Raw genomic sequence first — 19051 nt, 5'->3', positions numbered from 1 at the left:
TGGTAGTGACTCAGTCAGATTGAATCTCTAAAGCCATAACCGGAACCTCTCGCCCTGTTGATGCCTGCAGCGATCCGGCAAAGAACACGCCCGCCTCGACATAACGCAGAGCAGATTTGGCATCCTTCCAGCCGACATAACTCATCAGGGACTTTTGATCCCAGCCGTTGCGCGTCGCCCAAGTCGCAAAGCCACGGCGCAATGAATGGCTGCTGTACAGCTCTCCGTCTAGCCCTGCACGCTGCAATGTTTGCCTTAGTAGTGGAATCACACTGTTGTGATTCAGCGCGGTTTCTTTTAACTGTCCCCAGCGGTTGATCCCACGAAACACCGGCCCGCGCTCAATTCCCGCCACCGATATCCACTCCAGATAAGCCTGCACCGGACAGAGGCGTTGCAAGGCCGGCGCCGAATAGGTCGTGCCAAGATTGTCGCGGTCACCCTTACTCCTCGATAGGAAAAGCGTCATGCCCTCCCCGGCTCTCGCTTTAACATGCTCGACCTGCAGACGGCACAGTTCGTCGCTGCGGAAGGCTCGCCAAAAACCGAGCAAGATCAGCGCCCGGTCTCGCCAGCAGCGCAACAAAAGACCGAAGTCCTCAACTTCGCGAGCGCGCAGCCCTTCCCGCTCCAGCCACAGCACGCACTGTTCCAAATGCGTGAGTTGCAGAGGCTCGGCCTGCTTCTCCTGGGCGGGATGCAGGGCGCGGATACCACGGAAAACTTGGCGTACCAGCGGCGCCTTGGTTGGATCGGGGAAGCCTTGGCTATTGTGCCACTGGGCCAACGCAGAGAGGCGCAGCTTGAGGGTATTAGTCGAAAGGACGCTGGCATGCTCGACCAAGTAGCGCACCACGCTATCGCTGGTGGCCGGCAGGAAACCGCCCCAGCTCACCTCGTAATGCTCAAGTGCAGCCCGGTAAGCCCGTCGTGTGTTTTCGCGAGTGGCGGCGCGCAGGTAGCGATCTAGCTTAGTCGAATCACTCATGGGGGGCGCCTAGGCAGGTGTACTGAAATCGCCGTGAAAAAAAAATAAATGATCATGACACGGGATAATCCTCAATTACCCAATTTTATAGTATTGGCGAAAAATAAAGGAAATATCTGATAAAGTGCTATGTATTTACATAGTACGTACCACAGAACGAAATCGTCAGGAGTCCCACTTATGGCCCGCGGTGGAATCAACAAAGCTGTCGTGCAGAAAGCGAGGAATGCCCTCCTCTCCCGCGGCGTTCATCCCAGCATTGATGCGATCCGCATCGAGCTGGGCAACACGGGCTCCAAGACCACCATCCACCGCTATTTGAAGGAGCTGGAAACCCGTGAGCAGGTCATTCCCAGCGATGAACTGAGTGGGCCCCTGACCAACCTGATCGAGCAGTTGCTGGATCAATTGAAGGAAGAAGCACAGCAGTCAGTGGCACAGGCCCACGAAATGCTATTGCGCGAGCGTTCAGCGGTACAGCAGCATTCGGCAGCACTCGAGGTCCGGATGCGGGACCTCGAATCACATAGTTCGGGGCTGGCTCTACAGTTGCAAACCGCTCAGGATTTGATTCTCCAAGAGCAGCAACAGCGGCAAGCTGTCGAAGTCGACAACGCCCGGATGGTTCAATCCATGCAGGCTCTGGAGGTGCGAGTAAGGGAGCGCGATGAACGGATCCAATCACTCGAAGACATGCATCAGCATGCTCGCGACGGCATTGAGCATTACCGACAAGCCAGCAAGGAGCAGAGGGAACAGGAGCTGCGCCGTCATGAAGCACAGACCAGCCAGCTTCAGGCCGAGATGCGCCAACTGCAACAAACGCTGATGATCAAACAGGACGAGCTGACTCAGCTGAACCGTGACAACGCACGACTAATTACTGAGTCGCGGCAGCATCTGAAAGATCAGCACGCACGAGAGCAACTGCTCACTCAAAGGGATCAGGCTTTGGATAGCGCCCAGAGCGCACTAGTCAGCGTGGAGCGTACGAATGAAACGCTTGAGCGGCAATGTCAAACCCTGCAGAGCGAAGTAGCTCGGTTCGATGAAGTCTGCACGGCACAAACACTACAAGCACAAAGCCTGCAGGAGCGACTATCCGAAGCTACTAAGTTGCTAGGATATGTGCCACCCCCAAGCTCATGATCCGATGCCCTCAGGAAGTAAAAGCCTCAGACTGCTAAACCAGAAGCGTCGATTAGCGACGTACACGTGCCCTTTAACTTTGTGCGCAAAAAATCGAGTTCCGCCGCGCCCGTAGCAGGGCATGTTCAGGTGGCAACGGGGTGCATTTGCCAACCGCAGTGCTTCCCACTCTAATCTGCTCATCTTGAACGATTGGATGTTCTTACCATCTGAATCAACGCACCGTAGAGGCATAGCCGCTCAATTGTTAGTAACGGAAAAGATCAGCCAGGCCGTCGGATAGCGACAAAAGTGAGGGGAGCATACTGGCCGTGGTTAATGTCTAAAGCTTAACCGTTCAGCTTTGGACCAGCAGCAGTGGCAAACAACACAGTCTCAGCTAATCTCAGTTACGAGCATGCGCACGCCGCCGGGCCATGCCGCCTTCTTAATAACAAGCGATCCCACGATGACTCAACCAACTGAAGACCTACCTCTGGCAAGCGAGGCGGAGCATTTCGCGTTGGACTTTCCATACCAAAAGTCGGTAAAGGTCCGACGCGATTTAAAGCATTTTGAACTCTGGCTGCGGGACGTCTACAAATCGACGATCGATGGACCGATCCCTTTAGCCTATATCTACAAGGACTTCTTCCTCAGTCACATCACACTTTATCCAAGCGCGATGATGCCTGGTCGCTTACTGCCTGCAGACTTGGAGCGTGAACTGCTTAGGTCTGGGGTACTGGATGGTGGCGAACTCAGTTGCCAGCAAGTAGCCTCGATGGTTCTGTCGGTTCTCCGCTGGCAACACCACCGATACAAAAAAATAGATATCCACAAGCTAATGCACGAGCTGATCCCTTTTTACCGGCAGCTCAGGAAGATGACGCGTAATCAGGAGCTCACCTACAAATCAGCACTTGAGTCTAAGAGAGTTCTGAATGTGTTCCGCCGCCATCTGGCAACGGGCCCCCAATCCGCGCGCGATTTAGTCATTATCCTGCTGACATGGGGTTTTGGCTGCAGTCCGTCAGAGCTAACCCGGCTGTCCTTTGACGACCTTGAGATAAACAGAAGATCTCTACAGTGGGGGTGCCTCTGCTCTGGCACTCCATTAAAACTGGATCAGTTGACGGCCCTCAGCATCTATATCCTCTTATGTGAAAACCTTGATCTAATGGGCCACTTTCACTTGCTACTGAATCGACAGGATGACTCAACCTGGCGCGCCTTATCAGAAGGCGAGGTGGAAGTGATCTTGGAACACCATTATCGGTATGCGGGCGCTCTGTATGGATTTGAGCATTACTCCGTCCCAACCGGGCTCCCAACACCAGATCTCTTACCTCAGGAGGAGGCGGCATTTACCAAAATGCTGAAAATGTACACAAAAAACATATTTGCTGCTAACCGCCGGACTGAGGAGGAGCACGAGCACGATGACTGGGATGCCGCCGTTCGAAAAATATCGCTACAGTGCACTTCGATAGAAGGTAAGACCGTCACGGCTGACGAGCAAATTGATTGGGATGAGATCATCAAGCCTTGATTCAGCGAAAAACCTTAACCCAGTCCTGCTGATGAAGTGATTTTGTCTCGGCCGACGTCAATCCTAAGAGGCTTTCCTCGCAGCCCGCTTTCCATGAATGCGCCGATATAAAAGTCATCCTCGGAGGTCCAGCACTCTGCTCGGCAAAAACTACAGCCCAACAAACGGGATGTAAAAAACGTCGATAGGGAACATCGGCATGCCCCGGCGCGTCGAGACCTTTAGTCAACTCCTTCGCTTGCTCCATCTGCCGCTTGAGAAGCGTAACAATCTCACAGCCCAACATCTGTCGAAGCAACCAGCGCTCTGCTGTGGGAGTAATTATCCGTTGGAACATGTTGTGTCGTTTCTTCTCCGCTATCCATGCGACTATTTTCTTCTTACTACCTTGAGCTGAGCTCAGTAGTTCGCGTGGAACTTTTGCATAGCGCCAATGACACAACCAATCAAGGTATGCAAGGGTGCTGTAATATTTAGCAGGCAGCGAGACCCCTTGAATATCCCGCCATAACATCTCTAGTAACCGATCAGTTAAGGGGTTGTGAGAAAAATACTGCTTTTTGAAATGTCTGAAAATTGACTTTGAGATACTCACCAACTCATTCACAAGGATCTCACTAGCCACTTCGAATTCTTCCTCTTTGGACTTCATAGCGGAGGAAAAAGTAGGATATTGAGGAGGCGCAGGCTGCAATAAAGGGTCACAAGCCATTACCAGCAGGTCGCGAAATAAATTAGCCTCTACTCGTGCAAAGTACTGAGTTGACTCAGACAACTGCAGTACGTTGTCGCACTGAAGCTCTGCGGGGCCAGTAATGTCAAAGACTACGTGCTTTTTCTGGTCGACACCCAGCATCCAGTGAATCTGTCGCAAGCGCTCCATTCCAGGAGCACTTATAAAACGCAATGATTGAGGATCACGCCCTTCGCCAAGCTGGCGTCCACAGCGCCAACAGCCGTAGGGTTGCTTAAACAAGCTAGCCTTAAGCTCGTAACTCATATTTGCACCACAGTGCTGGCATTGGCCAAGCAAGCCAATTGCATGCACCGGGCAGGACTCAATAAGCGCATACTGAAACAGTGTGTAATGCCTTCCTTGCGACAGACATACCGGACAATATCTGAACTCAGAAGCCACGTGCCGATCTGAACTAATATGGGCAGGTGTCAAAAATAAGGATTTAACCTGCCGCGAACTAAGACCGAACAACTCTTGCAAGCCATCAGACCCCACAGACTCAATATAAGATAGGTTCTTGAAGTGTCTATTCCGAACGGACTGAGAGCCGCAATGCTGTTTGATGGTCTTAACCAGCGCTCCGCCGGTGATAACATTGAAGAGCGCAAACCTACAAAGGATTGAATAAATTGACTCATATGGAATATATCTTGGCCGTAACCCACAGTACCTCGGGTTAGGATGAAGCAGTTCTTCACGCAGGGTAATAATCACTTCTAGAGCAACGCACGTGCTGTTTTTGAGTTAGCTGTAGCTGCCAAAAACCAAGACTCTTTGATGAGTCTCATGCAAGCTTCCCGAGAAAGCGAGAAACTCGAACCATCATTTTCACAGTTTTCCGTCAGCAACATCTCAATGGTTTTCGTGAAATACTTCATTGGAATCTCCATGTCAGCCTTAATGCCTAGGTCATGGTATGAATCCTGGAATGCACTCCAGAGCATATCGCCATAGTCCTGCAGCCGAAGTCCAGCATCAAATGCCTCAGGCAAGAAAAATCTTGTATATGTCCAATTGGTTCCTTGCGGATAAATAGCGCTATCATAATAACTTAGGCATTCTGTAAAGTCCTCTTTATCGCGAATGCCACGAAATGGGTGTTCGTAAAGCATAAAACGGTTGACTATAGCCTCTCCCTCTTCCCCGGCCTTTAATAAAGATTCCTTTTGACTTTGCAATTGGTGCTGTCCAACCAAGATAGGCAGAAGCGTAACGCCACGATCCATTAGGTCATTGTATATGTCTTTGATCCAGTCATAGTGTATGGGCAGTAGGCGTGACGCCTCATCAATGAGCAAGATAAAAATCTTCCGCGGGTCATTGAACGCCGCATCAATGAGGAAATTCTTCAAGCGTGAGTGTTTCACGCTAGTGCTACAGTGCTCATCCCATTTGGCATGCCCAACAACTTCCAATAGGGAACCATAAAAATTCCCCTTACGAGGCGAAATATCGCGCTTTGCATTGTATATTGCTACTGGAATTTTGGGGAAGTCAATATCCAAGCATTGCCTACAGTACTGCATGGCGCTCGTTTTGCCGTAGCGAATTCGCCCATAAATAACCAAGCCAGAATCACGCCGCTTAATTACCTTAAGAACCATGGCATAGGTTTCACCGATGGAATGCGTTGGCATTAAATAGGTTCGAGTGCTAACTGGGTGTTCGTCTATGCCGATAGGCCGCATATCCTTGATATCCATGTTTTTCCCCTCTCAGAGAGTGAAGACTCTGGTCAGTTTTACGCGTTCTAGAACGGCCCTCTCTGACTCTTCAGTGCCAACAGTTTTAGCTGAAGATGGGTCATCACTGACTCGGCCTGTCTCCTTATATAAGGTGGTGGCAACACTTCGCGAGATATCCCCTACTCCCGACTTGAGACGTCGGAAAGCCTCGAAGGGCATTTCGTTACGGGCAAATTGAAATTGACCATCCTTCGTCGCCAGCCACAACTCACTCCGCACTTTAAGACTGTGCGGCTGTAGGTACCACGGGTGGGGAGGACTTAAAATCCCAACAAATGCGCCATCCTCATCCAAGAGCCTAACAAAAGAAACATCCTCTCGGGAATACTCAATGAACATAGTTCTGCCCACAGAGTCACTTCTTAGAACATCAGGGTTTTTGTACTTTAAGTATGCAAAATTTATATATGCACCGCCATATTTTGAAGAGGTGCGCACGATTACTGACTGTCGAGCCATTACGAATAGGTCCGGATCTCTGAAGGCCTCTGGTAATACGTTTGGAGGAAGAGAATTCTGATCTCGCCGCAGGCAGAATATCTCTAGCGGTGAATGTCCTTGCAACGATGAGTGGGGGCGACCATTATAGTCTGAAATTACCATATCAATGGTGCTTTTAAGTTCATCTAACGTTAGTAGCATCTTCAGAGGATTCTTCGATTTTGGAGATAAGCGCTCGATTATTTTGTCGCGGCTATCGCTACCGGTAGTGCCAATTATTCGATGTGAATAATGCTGCACAATGAACAAGAAAAATCGCTCAATAATGGCTCTATCGTTGGGTGTGTGAGGTCGACCGAACTCAGCAACACACCCTACTCGATCATGAAGAATCCGGACAACATTAGTTGCTTTGTGAGCCCAAGCATTATCAAGTTTAAGTGTCGACCAAGTTTCCCATGCGTGGCCGTGCTCACTTGGAAATCCACCAGCTGTCGCGTATTGAACACTTGGAATGGGCTGAGGCGGCCGTTGATGAGGCGTCAAACTGTTAAATATTGCCTTCAACAGGTCGATTTGGTCATACGTATGGCCCAGAGCAATGGAATATCCCAACGCACAGCGTGAAAAAGGATCCATGAGCAAAAGCAACCAGACTCTTAAAATTTCGTACCTAATTGGCTGCCCATAGCTGTCAGTCTCCTCAATGACCAATCGAATATCAAGCATGTGACCGTCTGTTTCTATCTGCTGTAAAATATCGGTAGGAGGAACATTGTCATTCGAATCGGAAGTATTTCTTTGCTTCTCACCTAGCGCCTTCAACTCTCTACTTTTAGCTTTCAGATGTTCCCTCAAGGCAGAGCGCGCAAGTGTCTTTCGGTTATATGGATAATGATCCTTGCTGATTGCTAGTAAGTTGCAGTGAATTAAAAATTCATTATGTAAAACGTCAAAGCCATCACCACCCTGACTTCTTGGCTTATATGATCTAGCAGTTCTGTCCAGCCATGTCTGTATTTCAGGATAATCAGTTATCAACTTGCTAAACGCCCCTGCGTCTCCTTGGCCTCCGTCAGCACTGGAGCACTCCAAAGTCTTTGCCCTGTTATATTTTTGTTTATTATTGCGCCTATAGGGAATAGCTCCTTTGAATCCTACAATCATTCCATCGTCATCTAACGCAAGACAATTATTAATAACTCGATATAGAGTACTCCGAGGTATTCCGTATTTGTCCTCTATCTCACCTAAGGTTGCGCCTTCCTTTAGAAATGCTCGAATTGATTTAATTCTCTTCTCTGTACTCTCTCGCACATCCTTAGAAAGAAGTTCGACATCAACGCTCTTCCAAGCATCACAAGTGTTCCCGGCAGCCAGGAATTCTTTACGAGAGAAGCGAATCGACTCACCCATATCCCACCCGAAAGACATCAACCCGAGTTAGTCCGCTAATCCTTTTTTGTTGCAGATCAGATATTATTACTCTTCCACGTCTCACAAGCTCGAATAGCAGGGCCGCCGCGCCCTCCGGATACTTGTATTGCAGCTCGCGCACTGTTCCGCTTATTGTTCCATCGCACCTATCAATCACATGAAATGCAAGCTCGAGATTCCTTTCGGTATATATTTCTTTAAATTTATTAATGTAGGATAGCATGCAAAGTAAATTCTCAATGTGCACCTGCTCTTCTCTTAGGCATTTAGCTCCTAAGAACTCACTCTTAATCTCGTTTCTTATGGAATACTCCATTATCTCAATTTCAGCATTTCCAGTAATTTCACGCTTTGAAAATACAAAATTTAAACCGCCCTGCTTTTCGTACTGGAGGGCGACTGATACTCTTTCTCGATCCAAATTCAACGTGATCTGATTAACAAGCACATCTGTGATGTAGGGATTGAACTCGGCTACGGCCCAGCGCCAGAAACTGGGCCGACAGTAAAGACGTACTTGGGCACAGCTTTTTGGACTGTATGCCAAAAATTCAGGAGCCCCTGCTGGTCTACCTTTTGCTTCCTCGGTGCTGAAAGCTGGCATTTGCTTAGTCTCATAGTTTTTTTGGCGCTAAAATTCTCTAGAGATCAGTGGCTTGCAGAGTTTCAGATTTCCAGATTGGCGCGAAAGTTTCAAATTCCTAGGAATTATGGAACATATCATCGAGGACGAAGGAATATTTGGAAATATGGGGAGTGCCGACTAATAGTCAGCAGAAATAAAAAAAGCTAGAAGTTATCGTGAATTTAATTTTTTAATTTATTTAATAAAGTTTCAAATTAACTTCGTCGCACTGTTACGAAATCGCAAGCTTATTACTACGTCCGCCCGCTCATCAGGAATGATGAACTTTGCGCGACCTTTCTGCTTCGAATCCAAACGACTCTGTTTAATCAGGAGTCGCTTTGTTTGTGGCATCCCCACATCCGCACACTTACATAACGTAGATAAGCGCCAATGAGCTTCAGTACGTGGATGCTGGTGATGGGCACCCTGTTATTGATTCTCGGACTGGCCTCAACCTTTGTGCGGCTTTTGCCGGTTACAACGTAAACGCTTTATCTGGCATTCGGCCTAGCGATAGGCCCGCTCGGCTTAGGTATCTGGCAGCAGGATTTATTGGATATTTCCACCTGGCTGGAACACCTGGCGGAAATCGCTGTGCTGATTTCGTTGTTTATCGGCGGGCTAAAACTGCGTCTGCCGTTTCGCGCCCCTGAATGGCAAGCCGCTTGGTTGCTCGCAGGTCCGGTGCTCCTCGGCACCATTCTCAGCGTGACGTTAATTGCCCACTATCTATTCGGTCTGAGCTGGGGGCTATCACTGTTAATAGCGGCGATTCTCTCGCCTACCGATCCGGTGCTGGCCAGCCTGGTGCAGGTCAGTCACGCTGGGGACGAGGATCGCGTGCGTTATGCCATCTCGGGTGAAGCTGGACTGAACGACGGCATTGCCTTTCCTTTTGTAATCGCCGCGTTATTAGTTCTTCAGTTTAGTGCCCAGGCGCCCTTAAGCCCTCTGCGTGAGGCGTTCGACTGGTTTTTGATCTATGTCGTGTGGGCCGTTCCCGTGAGCTTGTTACTGGGCTATACGCTGGGACGTAACGTTGGCCGGCTGGTCATTCACCTACGTGCCCGCCAGACCGACACAACCATATCAGCCAATGATTTCCTCGCACTGGCCTTGATCGCCCTTTCCTATGTGGGTGCAGAAAGCATCGGAGGTTGGGGCTTTCTCGCGACTTTTGCCGCTGGGCTGGGCCTACGGCATGCCGAAGTGACTGCTAGCCAAGGACATGAGCAGCCCGCAGAAAAGCGGACGAGCAATTCAATGACTCGTGAAGAAGGCCAGACGCACGGAGATATCGAGTTTGGCGAAGACAAGGATGAGCATCCCAAGGTGGCCGCTGGAGCCCTGATGATGGACATCTTGTCATTTGGCAGCTTGCTGGAGCGTATCCTGGAAGTGCTGAAGGTGACCATTCTCGGCGCCCTGCTCTATCAGCACTGGGACTGGCGCGCACTGCCTCTGGGATTGGCACTATTCTGCGTGGCGCGTCCGGGCATGGTGTTACTGCTGATCGGAGGTCGGCTAATGCCACCGTCGCATCGACTGTTGATTGGATGGTTCGGCATTCGCGGCATTGGCAGCCTGTATTACCTGAGCTATTCGATCAATACGGAGCTGCCAGCGACAGTGGCGCAAACAGCCAGCGATCTGGTGCTGAGTGTGGTGGCCATGAGCATCGTATTGCACGGGCTAACCAGCCAGCCGTTGCTGGATTATTACGAACGCCTCAAGCGCCGAACATAAATGACGCAGTCTGAGCTGGGCAACTAATCGCGATCCAATAAGTGGAAGCTGGGCAACGCGACATGCCAGCGAATGGCAGCCAGACGAATCAGCAGCACCGTGAGCATGGCCACACCGGTATCCAGCCAATGTGGCGTATCGAGGGCGCGCATGCCGATAAACACCACTGCGCCGGCTATGCAGGCGGTGGCGTAGATTTCCTTCTGAAAGATCAGCGGGATCTCATTGCAGATCACATCGCGCATCACTCCGCCGGCGACACCGGTCATCACGCCCATGATTACAGCAGTGCTATGCGGAACGTTGTGCTGCATAGCGACCTCTGTGCCGATCACGGTAAACACCGCCAGCCCGAAGGCATCCGCCAGTAACAGACCTTTCTCGTGAATCGGCTGAGTCATGCGTACCCAGACGACCGTAGCTACGGCCGCCAGTGATGCGACAACGATATACAGGTCATTGCGAATCCAGCTGACTGGATGGTTGTCCAGAATCACATCACGCAGCGTACCGCCGCCCAGTGCAGTGACGATGGCAATCACCAGCACGCCGAACAGGTCCATGGACTTGCGCCCGGCCATCAGCGCGCCGGTTATGGCGAATACCGCCACGCCGAAAAGATCAGCCAGATAGAACAGTTGAGCCATGCTGACCTCAGGACGACACGGGGGTACGCATGGTGACGAACTCTTCGGCAGCCGTTGGGTGTACGCCAATGGTTTCATCAAACAATTGCTTGGTGGCTCCGGCCTTGAGTGCCACCGCCAAGCCCTGAACGATTTCGCCGGCGTCCGGCCCGACCATATGGCAACCGAGCACACGGTCTGTGGCAGCGTCCACCACCAGTTTCATCAAGGTGCGTTCCTGGCTTTCAGTCATGGTCAGTTTCATCGGTCGGAAGCGGCTTTCGAAAACCTGGACGCTGTAGCCCTCCTCCTTCGCCTGCTCTTCGCTAAGCCCGACCGTGCCTATATTGGGTAGGCTGAATACCGCCGTCGGGATCATCCGGTAGTCGACCTTGCGGTATTCCTCTGGCTTGAACAGGCGTCTTGCGACAGCCATGCCTTCGGCCAGCGCTACCGGAGTCAGCTGCACACGACCGATCACATCGCCGATGGCGAGAATCGAGGGTGTGCTGGTCTGGTATTGCTCGTCCACTTCGATAAAGCCACGCTTATCCAGCTGCACATGGGTATTTTCCAGGCCCAGGTTATCCAGCATGGGTCGGCGGCCGGTGGCGTAAAAGATACAGTCGGCTTCCAGCGCTCTACCGTCCTTGAGCGTGGCTAACAGGCTGCCGTCGGCTTGTTTATCGATACGGGCGATGTCGCTGTTGAACTGCAGATCGACACCGCGCTTGTTCAACTCATCCTGCAGGTGCAGACGCACGGCCTTATCGAAGTCACGCAGGAACAGATCGCCGCGATAGAGCAACGAGGTTTTTGCGCCAAGGCCGTTGAAGATCGAGGCAAACTCTACGGCGATATAACCACCGCCCACGACCAGTACCCGCTTGGGCAGTTGCTCAAGAAAGAAAGCTTCATTCGAGCCGATGGCATGTTCATGCCCCGGAACTTCCGGAATTTGCGGCCAGCCGCCGGTGGCAATCAGGATATGTTTGGCGCTGTAGCGTTTACCGCCCAGCTCGACAGTATGGTCATCGACAATCCGCGCGTGGCCTTCCAGCAAGGTCACGCCGCTGTTCACCAGCAGGTTGCGGTAGATGCCATTGAGTCGTTCGATTTCACGGTTCTTGTTGCTGATCAGGGTCGACCAGTCGAAGCGAGCCTCGCCCAGCGCCCAGCCAAACCCCTGAGCCTGTTCGAAGTCATCGGCGAAATGCGCTCCATAGACCAGCAGCTTTTTCGGTACACAGCCGACGTTGACGCAGGTGCCACCCAGGTAACGGCTTTCAGCAACCGCCACGCGTGCGCCATAGCCGGCGGCAAATCGCGCAGCCCGCACACCGCCAGAACCGGCACCAATCACAAACAGGTCAAAGTCGTAGGTCATTTCAGCCTCCAGAGCAGGCCACCAGCATACCCCAAGGCGTGCCAGGGCCTAAACTTGATGCATGCAGAACAGGAGAGCATTTATGCGCCCTACCCTTACTCATCTGGCCTTGCACGTGCCTGATCTCGATGCCTGTGTGAGCTTTTACGAGCAGTTCTGCGCGATGCAGGTGATTCACCAGCGCGCGGGCAAAGGATCACGAATTGTCTGGATGGCCGAACAGGGTAAGGAACACCGCTTTATTTTTGTGATCATGCCGGGCGGACAGGATCGCCAATTGGCTGTGGATGATTACAGCCACTTTGGCTTTGCCCTGGAAAGTCGAGAACAGGTCGATAGCATCGCAGCCCGAGCGCGAGTAGCAGGCTGTCTGGTCTGGGAGCCGCGTGATGAACCCTTTCCTGTAGGCTACTACTGTGGGCTACGTGACCCCGCAGGCAACTATGTGGAGTTCAGCTACGGCCAGCCGCTAGGGCCTGGTGCTGAGCAGATACCCTTGCCCTGAATGCACACAGCCACCCGAAGGTGGCTGTGTATTATCGCGCCAGGCGCCTGATTAATAGGCCTTGCCGGTTTTGTAGAGGTTTTCGAAGCAGAAGTTGGTGGCGTCGATATAGCCTTCAGCACCACCGCAATCAAAGCGTTTGCCTTTGAACTTGTAAGCCATCACGCAACCATTCTGCGCCTGCTTCATCAGCGCGTCGGTGATCTGAATTTCCCCGCCCTTACCTGGCTCGGTCTGTTCAATCAGATCGAAGATATCCGGGGTAAGAATGTAGCGACCGATGATCGCCAGATTCGACGGTGCATCTTCCGGCTTTGGTTTCTCGACCATGCTGTTAACCCGGTAGATATCGTCGCGAATCATCTCGCCGGAGATCACGCCATATTTGTGGGTTTCTTCTGGTGGTACTTCCTGGATAGCCACGATCGAGCAGCGGAATTGGTTATACAGCTTGACCATCTGGGTCAGCACCGCGTCACCGTCCAGGTTCAGGCACAGGTCATCGGCCAGAACCACGGCGAAAGGCTCATCACCAATCAGTGGGCGACCACAGAGAATCGCGTGGCCCAGGCCCTTCATCTCAACCTGACGGGTGTAAGAGAAGGTGCACTCTTCGATCAGGCGACGGATGCCGACCAGGTACTTTTCCTTATCGGTGTCACGAATCTGGTGCTCAAGCTCGTAGCTGATGTCAAAGTGGTCTTCCAGCGCGCGCTTACCGCGGCCAGTGATCATGGCAATTTCCGTCAACCCGGCTTCAAGGGCTTCTTCGACGCCGTACTGAATCAGCGGCTTGTTCACGATCGGCAGCATTTCCTTGGGCATGGCCTTGGTGGCTGGCAGAAAGCGGGTGCCGTAACCGGCTGCTGGGAACAAGCATTTCTTGATCATGGGAAACCTTGGGTAGATGGGGTGAAAATCGCGTGCGCAGTTTATCAGGCTGCACTGGCCTTACAATGCCCCAGCGCAGGCCGGCCAATGCCTCGGTAAAGGAACCCCAGCTCAGCCAACTGCGCGGCATCGTAGATATTGCGCCCGTCAAACAGCACGGGCATGCGCATCAAGCCGCGAATCCGGACAAAGTCAGGTTGACGGAATTGCTTCCACTCGGTGACTAGTACCAGCGCATCAGCACCTTCAACAACGCTATACGGCGAAGTGCTCAACCGCAGTTGACCGTTACAAATCGCCGGGCCGTAGCGCTCTGCCAAAGCCGTTGTAGCGACTGGATCACAGGCCTGAACGCTGACGCCAGCTGCCAGCAAGGCGTCCAGCAGAACCAGACTGGGGGCTTCACGCAGATCATCAGTACCTGGTTTAAAAGCCAGCCCCCAAAGCGCCACCACCCGCCCTTGCCAATAGCCGGAAAAATGCTCACGCAGGGCCTGGAACAGCAACGTCTTCTGTAGCGCGTTACGAGCTTCGACTGCGCGCAGGATGCCAGGTTCAATGCCTTCCTGCTCTGCGCAGCGAATCAGCGCCCGCACATCCTTGGGAAAGCACGAACCACCATAGCCGCAACCGGCGTAAATAAAGTGAGTGCCAATGCGTTTGTCGCTGCCAATGCCACGCCGCACATCCTCGATGTCGACATCCAGGCGCGAGCAGAGGCTGGCCATTTCGTTGATAAAGGAAATTTTGGTGGCCAAAAAAGCGTTGGCGGCATATTTGCTGAACTCTGCCGCCCGCAGCCCCATGCAGAGTAAACGCTCGTGATTGCGCAGAAACGGCGCATACAGACGGCGTAACAGCGCATGGCCCTGCGGTTCATCACAGCCGACAATCACGCGATCCGGCCGCATAAAGTCGTCAATCGCCGAGCCTTCCTTGAGAAATTCCGGGTTACTTGCCAGCGTCACCGCAAAGCGTTTGCCGCGTTTGCTTAATCGATTGTTGATGCGCTGGGCAACACGCTCTGCCGTACCCACCGGCACCGTTGATTTATTCACCACCACGCAGTTCTGCTCAAGCAAATCGCCTAGCTCATCGGCAACGGCCAGGACATGGGACAAGTCTGCGGAGCCGTCCTCCCCGCTCGGCGTGCCTACCGCGATAAAGATGATCTCAGCCTTCGTGATGCCTTCATTGAGGTGCTGACTAAAACTCAGCTGACCGCTACTCAGGTGGGTCTGCAGCATGGCCTCCAGCCCAGGCTCGTAAATCGGCGACTGGCCATGGGCAAGCCGAGCCACACGTTGCGCATCGCGCTCAATGCAGATCACCCGATTGCCCATTTCGGCAAAACAGGCTGCCGATACCAGCCCCACGTATCCTGCGCCAATCACACAAATCCGCATCGCCTGCACTCCTCACTGAGTTACCGCGATTGCAGCTAAAGCAGATGGCATGCGTATGACATAAGTACGACACTCGGGTGACAGCACTTGATAAGCCGTGCGCACAAATTTCAGGCACAAAAAAACCGGCTACGAAGGCCGGTTCTAGTGGATTTCAGGTTCATACAGGAACATCTGAAAACATGTACATGGTGCCCGAAGCCGGAATCGAACCGGCACGAGGTTACCCTCGAGGGATTTTAAGTCCCTTGCGTCTACCGATTTCGCCATTCGGGCGGTAGCGCTACGTTGTAAGGCTTGGACTATATACAGCCCTTCGATGCCTAGCAAGGTTTCAAACTAAAATGAAAAAGCCTCGTAAATCATTGATCTACGAGGCTTTTCTAATTGGAGGCTGAGGTCGGAATCGAACCGGCGTTCACGGATTTGCAATCCGGTGCATAACCACTCTGCTACTCAGCCTTGAAACTAAACGGACCGTGTAAAACGGCCCGTTGAAAATGGAGCGGGAAACGAGACTCGAACTCGCGACCCCGACCTTGGCAAGGTCGTGCTCTACCAACTGAGCTATTCCCGCTTGTCGTGCTGACGGCCGCCATTCTATAGCTTCAGAACGGCCCGTCAACCCCTTGATTCAAAAAAGCTTATTTCTTTTCCGAGGTGATTCGCAGGTGTGGCCATGCAGCCAACAGGTACTGCGCCATCGACCACAGGGTGAGTACGGCAGCAATGATCAACAGGACGTAACCTAGTACAACCCAGGCAGTAAACGTTGGCGGATTAGCCAGCAAAATCACCAAAGCGACCATCTGAGCGGCTGTTTTCCATTTGGCAAGCTTTGAAACCGCGACATGCGCTCTGGCGCCCAATTCGGCCATCCACTCACGCAGTGCAGACACAACAATTTCACGGCCGATGATGATTGATGCTGACAGGGTCAACCAGAGGTTGGCGTGTTCGGCCACCAGTAATACCAGGGCCACCGCCACCATGAGTTTGTCAGCAACGGGATCAAGAAATGCGCCAAAAGGTGTGCTCTGCTCCCAGCGACGGGCCAAATAACCATCCAGCCAGTCGGTTGCAGCCGCGATTGAAAACACTGCACTCGCCGCCCAGTAGCTCCAACTGAAGGGAAGGTAAAACAGCAGAATAAACACCGGTATCAGTAATACGCGGAGCACAGTAAGCAGGTTGGGGATATTCATCGACACAACTTGGCGGTAAAGAGAGTCGGCATTCTACTCACTGTGCAGGGCCGCATAAATCAACTCAGCGAGTTTTTTGCTGATTCCAGGTGCTTTGGCAATTTCTTCGATGCTGGCACGTGATAACTCTTGCAGCCCACCAAAATGATTAAGCAGCTCACGCCGGCGCTTAGGCCCTACGCCCGCGACGTCCTCCAGTGTTGAGGTGCGACGGGTTTTACCGCGACGGGCACGATGTCCGGTGATAGCAAACCGGTGCGATTCATCGCGGATTTGCTGTATCAGATGCAACGCTGGTGAATTCCCCGGCAAGGTGAACTCATGTGCGGCGTCATTCAGGTAGAGGGTTTCCAAACCCGGTTTGCGCGTGGTGCCTTTGGCGACGCCGAGCAGAATCAGGTCTGGCACCGACAGCTCTTCGAGCACTTCACGGGCCATGGCCAGCTGCCCTTTGCCACCATCGACCAAGAGGATGTCCGGCAGCTTGCCTTCGCCATCCTTGATCTTACTGAAGCGCCGAGTGAGCGCTTGATGCATGGCTGCATAATCGTCACCCGGCGTCACACCCTCAATGTTGTAGCGGCGGTAATCGGATTTCAGCGGCCCCTCGGGGCCGAATACCACACAGGAGGCCACGGTCGCCTCGCCGCTGGAATGACTGATGTCAAAGCACTCCAGGCGCTGCGGCACTTCATCCATATCCAGCGCTTCGGCCAGGGCGTCAAAGCGCGCGGCAACGTGCTGTCGATTGGCTAGGCGCGCCGCCAGCGCCTGCTCCGCATTGGTCACAGCCAACTGCTGCCAGCGCGCGCGGGTACCGCGAACGCGGTAGCTGATGCTCAGTTCGCGACCGCGCAGCTCATCGATGGCGGCGATCAATGTGGGGAGGTCTTCGTGCTGCGCATTGACGATAAGCTCGCTCGGCAGATCGCGTTCCTGACTGCTCAAGTAATACTGCGCGAGGAAGGCCAGCAGTACGTCACTGCCCTCCTCCTCAATCGCCACCTGCGGAAAAAAGTTTTTACTGCCGAGCACTCGGCCACCACGCACGCTGATCAAATGTACGCATGCGCCACCGGGATTGACCATGGCCGCGACCACGTCCACATCACCGGTTCCACCTTCCATACTCTGCTGGTCTTGAACCCGGCGCAGCAGCGATATCTGGTCGCGTAATCCGGCAGCCCGCTCAAAGTCGAGGGCCATGGCGGCAGCCTGCATGCCGCTGGACAGCTCATCGGTCAGGGCATTGCTGCGCCCCTCAAGAAACATCACCGAATGGCGTACGTCATCAGCATATTCAGCGGGCTCTACCAGGCCGACACAGGGGCCTTTGCAGCGTTTGATCTGGTACTGCAGGCAGGGTCTTGTGCGATTCTTGTAGAAACTGTCCTCGCACTGGCGCACCAGAAAAGTTTTTTGCAGCAGGTTAAGGCTTTCGCGAATGGCACCTGCGCTGGGATACGGGCCGAAGTACCTGCCTTTCTGCTTTTTCGCGCCGCGGTGAATACTCAGGCGTGGGAAGTCGCCGTCGGAAAGCAGCACATAGGGATAGGACTTATCATCGCGCAGCAGAATATTGTAAGGCGGGCGCCATTCTTTGATCAGCGTCTGCTCAAGCAGCAGGGCTTCGGTTTCGTTGGCGGTGATGGTTGTTTCGATCTGGGCGATTCGGCCGACCAGTGCGGCCGTCTTTGGCGCTAAGCCGCTCTGGCGGAAGTAGCTGGCCAGGCGCTTTTTCAGGTTTTTGGCTTTGCCGACATACAGCAGTTTGGTGTCCACATCGAACATGCGGTACACGCCAGGGCGACCGCTGCAGGTGGAGAGGAATGCGCTGGAGTCGAAAGCGGCAGGACTGTTATCAAGTGTTGGCATCAATCATGCCGTGGCGTACGGCTAGCAGGGCCAGTTCGACATCACTGGTAATCGAGAGCTTTTCAAAGATGCGATAGCGGTAGGTATTCACGGTTTTCGGCGACAGGCAAAGCTTATCGGAAATGGCCTGAACCTTTTGGCAGCCTGCAATCATCAGTGCGATCTGAATTTCGCGCTCGGACAGTAAGTCGAACGGTGAGTTACTGCTCTGTGGCTGAAATGACTTGAGTGCCAGCTGCTGGGCAATCTGCGGACTGATATAGCGTTGCCCGCTGAATACCATGCGAATCGCCTGAACCATTTCTTCCAGCGCAGCGCCCTTAGTGAGATAGCCAGCGGCACCAGCTTGCAGGAGGCGCGTGGGGAAAGGGTCTTCCTCACATACGGTTACGGCAACAACTTTAAGATCAGGATGGCTGCGAATCAGCTTACGGGTGGCTTCAAGACCACCGATACCCGGCATTTTGATGTCCATCAGAACAACGTCAGGTTTCAGCTCGCGGGCTTTTTTCAGTGACTCTTCGCCTGATTCGGCTTGGCCGACCACCTGTAAACCGTCGATATCGGCCAGCATACGAGTAATGCCGGTACGTACCAGGTCGTGGTCATCAACAACGAGAACTCTGATCAAGCGTCACCCCGGTCGACATCAACTGCGTTGAGCAGTTGCTGGGTTGAAAGTCTGGTGCCAGTGGCCACCAGCTTGGCGCATAACCGTCAAAAGGCAAGCGCCAATAAGTGAGCGCTAAATG

General features: G+C 52.9%; 15 protein-coding genes, 3 tRNA genes and 1 pseudogene. 4 read left to right on the top strand and 15 right to left on the bottom strand.

Annotated elements, in window-relative coordinates:
* Positions 1-10: 10 nt before the first annotated feature.
* Complete coding sequence (locus HBN63_RS14910; protein ID WP_134638025.1) at positions 11-988, bottom strand: tyrosine-type recombinase/integrase; 978 nt, start codon at positions 986-988, stop codon at positions 11-13.
* 180 nt (positions 989-1168) lie between these two features.
* Here HBN63_RS14910 and HBN63_RS14905 point away from each other — a divergent pair, with 180 nt between their 5' ends.
* A complete protein-coding gene (locus HBN63_RS14905) occupies positions 1169-2137 on the top strand; it encodes a DNA-binding protein (RefSeq protein WP_170049976.1) in 969 nt (322 codons plus the stop codon).
* Positions 2138-2585: 448 nt separating this feature from the next.
* A complete protein-coding gene (locus HBN63_RS14900; protein ID WP_134638027.1) occupies positions 2586-3668 on the top strand; it encodes a hypothetical protein in 1083 nt (360 codons plus the stop codon).
* A gap of 1 nt (position 3669) precedes the next feature.
* Here the strand turns inward: HBN63_RS14900 and HBN63_RS14895 are convergent, their stop codons facing one another.
* From HBN63_RS14895 to HBN63_RS14880, 4 genes are all read right to left on the bottom strand, one after another.
* Complete coding sequence (locus HBN63_RS14895) at positions 3670-4668, bottom strand: hypothetical protein (protein WP_244260884.1); 999 nt, start codon at positions 4666-4668, stop codon at positions 3670-3672.
* A 455-nt stretch (positions 4669-5123) separates the two neighbouring features.
* On the bottom strand, positions 5124-6110 hold the full coding sequence (locus HBN63_RS14890; RefSeq protein ID WP_134638029.1) for an ATP-binding protein: 987 nt from the start codon (positions 6108-6110) through the stop codon (positions 5124-5126).
* A 12-nt stretch (positions 6111-6122) separates the two neighbouring features.
* Positions 6123-8009 carry an integrase gene (locus HBN63_RS14885; RefSeq protein ID WP_170049975.1) on the bottom strand — a complete coding sequence of 629 codons (1887 nt, stop codon included), beginning with the start codon at positions 8007-8009 and terminating at the stop codon, positions 6123-6125.
* On the bottom strand, positions 8002-8634 hold the full coding sequence (locus tag HBN63_RS14880) for a hypothetical protein (protein WP_134638031.1): 633 nt from the start codon (positions 8632-8634) through the stop codon (positions 8002-8004). Before HBN63_RS14880 ends, HBN63_RS14885 begins: the two co-directional genes overlap by 8 nt.
* A gap of 414 nt (positions 8635-9048) precedes the next feature.
* Here HBN63_RS14880 and HBN63_RS14875 point away from each other — a divergent pair.
* Positions 9049-10404 (top strand): annotated as a pseudogene (locus HBN63_RS14875) (sodium:proton antiporter).
* 23 nt (positions 10405-10427) lie between these two features.
* On the opposite strand, the gene HBN63_RS14870 reads toward HBN63_RS14875, so the two are convergent.
* Together HBN63_RS14870 and gorA are read right to left on the bottom strand one after the other, a co-directional pair.
* Entirely contained in the window at positions 10428-11051 is a 624-nt protein-coding gene (locus tag HBN63_RS14870; protein WP_090253798.1) for a trimeric intracellular cation channel family protein, read from the bottom strand.
* A 7-nt stretch (positions 11052-11058) separates the two neighbouring features.
* Positions 11059-12417 (bottom strand): glutathione-disulfide reductase, encoded by a 1359-nt coding sequence (gorA, locus tag HBN63_RS14865; RefSeq protein WP_170049974.1) that lies wholly within the window; start codon positions 12415-12417, stop codon positions 11059-11061.
* Positions 12418-12499: 82 nt separating this feature from the next.
* Between gorA and HBN63_RS14860 the strand changes: the two genes are divergently transcribed.
* Positions 12500-12922, top strand: a complete 423-nt coding sequence (locus HBN63_RS14860) for a VOC family protein (RefSeq protein ID WP_160086923.1) — start codon at positions 12500-12502, stop codon at positions 12920-12922.
* Positions 12923-12973: 51 nt separating this feature from the next.
* Here HBN63_RS14860 and galU read toward each other — a convergent pair whose 3' ends face one another.
* From galU to uvrY, 8 genes are all read right to left on the bottom strand, one after another.
* Positions 12974-13813, bottom strand: a complete 840-nt coding sequence (gene galU / locus HBN63_RS14855) for a UTP--glucose-1-phosphate uridylyltransferase GalU (protein WP_170049973.1) — start codon at positions 13811-13813, stop codon at positions 12974-12976.
* A 44-nt stretch (positions 13814-13857) separates the two neighbouring features.
* Entirely contained in the window at positions 13858-15219 is a 1362-nt protein-coding gene (locus HBN63_RS14850) for a UDP-glucose/GDP-mannose dehydrogenase family protein (protein ID WP_170049972.1), read from the bottom strand.
* 189 nt (positions 15220-15408) lie between these two features.
* Positions 15409-15495 (bottom strand) — tRNA-Leu (locus HBN63_RS14845).
* A gap of 112 nt (positions 15496-15607) precedes the next feature.
* Positions 15608-15681, bottom strand: a tRNA-Cys gene (locus HBN63_RS14840).
* A gap of 39 nt (positions 15682-15720) precedes the next feature.
* A tRNA-Gly gene (locus HBN63_RS14835) sits at positions 15721-15796 on the bottom strand.
* Between the two features lie 67 nt (positions 15797-15863).
* On the bottom strand, positions 15864-16424 hold the full coding sequence (gene pgsA, locus HBN63_RS14830; RefSeq protein ID WP_170049971.1) for a CDP-diacylglycerol--glycerol-3-phosphate 3-phosphatidyltransferase: 561 nt from the start codon (positions 16422-16424) through the stop codon (positions 15864-15866).
* Between the two features lie 33 nt (positions 16425-16457).
* Entirely contained in the window at positions 16458-18299 is a 1842-nt protein-coding gene (gene uvrC / locus HBN63_RS14825; RefSeq protein WP_170049970.1) for an excinuclease ABC subunit UvrC, read from the bottom strand.
* The gene (gene uvrY / locus HBN63_RS14820) at positions 18286-18930 is read right to left on the bottom strand and encodes a UvrY/SirA/GacA family response regulator transcription factor (protein WP_160086933.1); all 645 of its coding nucleotides are present in this window, start codon (positions 18928-18930) and stop codon (positions 18286-18288) included. The genes uvrC and uvrY overlap by 14 nt, the downstream gene beginning before the upstream one ends.
* Between the last annotated feature and the right edge of the window lie 121 nt (positions 18931-19051).

The sequence above is a fragment of the Pseudomonas sp. WS 5011 genome (assembly GCF_012985775.1).
Classification (GTDB): Bacteria; Pseudomonadota; Gammaproteobacteria; order Pseudomonadales; family Pseudomonadaceae; genus Aquipseudomonas; species Aquipseudomonas peli.
The sequence above is the reverse complement of the archived record's forward strand: the minus strand, read 5'-3'. Positions and strand labels throughout refer to the sequence as shown.

Bases quoted from the DNA above. Each gene is read 5' to 3' on its own strand.
- HBN63_RS14910 (WP_134638025.1), bottom strand. From the start codon at position 988: ATGAGTGATTCGACTAAGCTAGATCGCTACCTGCGCGCCGCCACTCGC.
- HBN63_RS14905 (WP_170049976.1), top strand. From the start codon at position 1,169: ATGGCCCGCGGTGGAATCAACAAAGCTGTCGTGCAGAAAGCGAGGAAT.
- HBN63_RS14900 (WP_134638027.1), top strand. From the start codon at position 2,586: ATGACTCAACCAACTGAAGACCTACCTCTGGCAAGCGAGGCGGAGCAT.
- HBN63_RS14895 (WP_244260884.1), bottom strand. From the start codon at position 4,668: ATGAGTTACGAGCTTAAGGCTAGCTTGTTTAAGCAACCCTACGGCTGT.
- HBN63_RS14890 (WP_134638029.1), bottom strand. From the start codon at position 6,110: ATGGATATCAAGGATATGCGGCCTATCGGCATAGACGAACACCCAGTT.
- HBN63_RS14885 (WP_170049975.1), bottom strand. From the start codon at position 8,009: ATGGGTGAGTCGATTCGCTTCTCTCGTAAAGAATTCCTGGCTGCCGGG.
- HBN63_RS14880 (WP_134638031.1), bottom strand. From the start codon at position 8,634: ATGCCAGCTTTCAGCACCGAGGAAGCAAAAGGTAGACCAGCAGGGGCT.
- HBN63_RS14870 (WP_090253798.1), bottom strand. From the start codon at position 11,051: ATGGCTCAACTGTTCTATCTGGCTGATCTTTTCGGCGTGGCGGTATTC.
- gorA (WP_170049974.1), bottom strand. From the start codon at position 12,417: ATGACCTACGACTTTGACCTGTTTGTGATTGGTGCCGGTTCTGGCGGT.
- HBN63_RS14860 (WP_160086923.1), top strand. From the start codon at position 12,500: ATGCGCCCTACCCTTACTCATCTGGCCTTGCACGTGCCTGATCTCGAT.
- galU (WP_170049973.1), bottom strand. From the start codon at position 13,813: ATGATCAAGAAATGCTTGTTCCCAGCAGCCGGTTACGGCACCCGCTTT.
- HBN63_RS14850 (WP_170049972.1), bottom strand. From the start codon at position 15,219: ATGCGGATTTGTGTGATTGGCGCAGGATACGTGGGGCTGGTATCGGCA.
- pgsA (WP_170049971.1), bottom strand. From the start codon at position 16,424: ATGAATATCCCCAACCTGCTTACTGTGCTCCGCGTATTACTGATACCG.
- uvrC (WP_170049970.1), bottom strand. From the start codon at position 18,299: ATGCCAACACTTGATAACAGTCCTGCCGCTTTCGACTCCAGCGCATTC.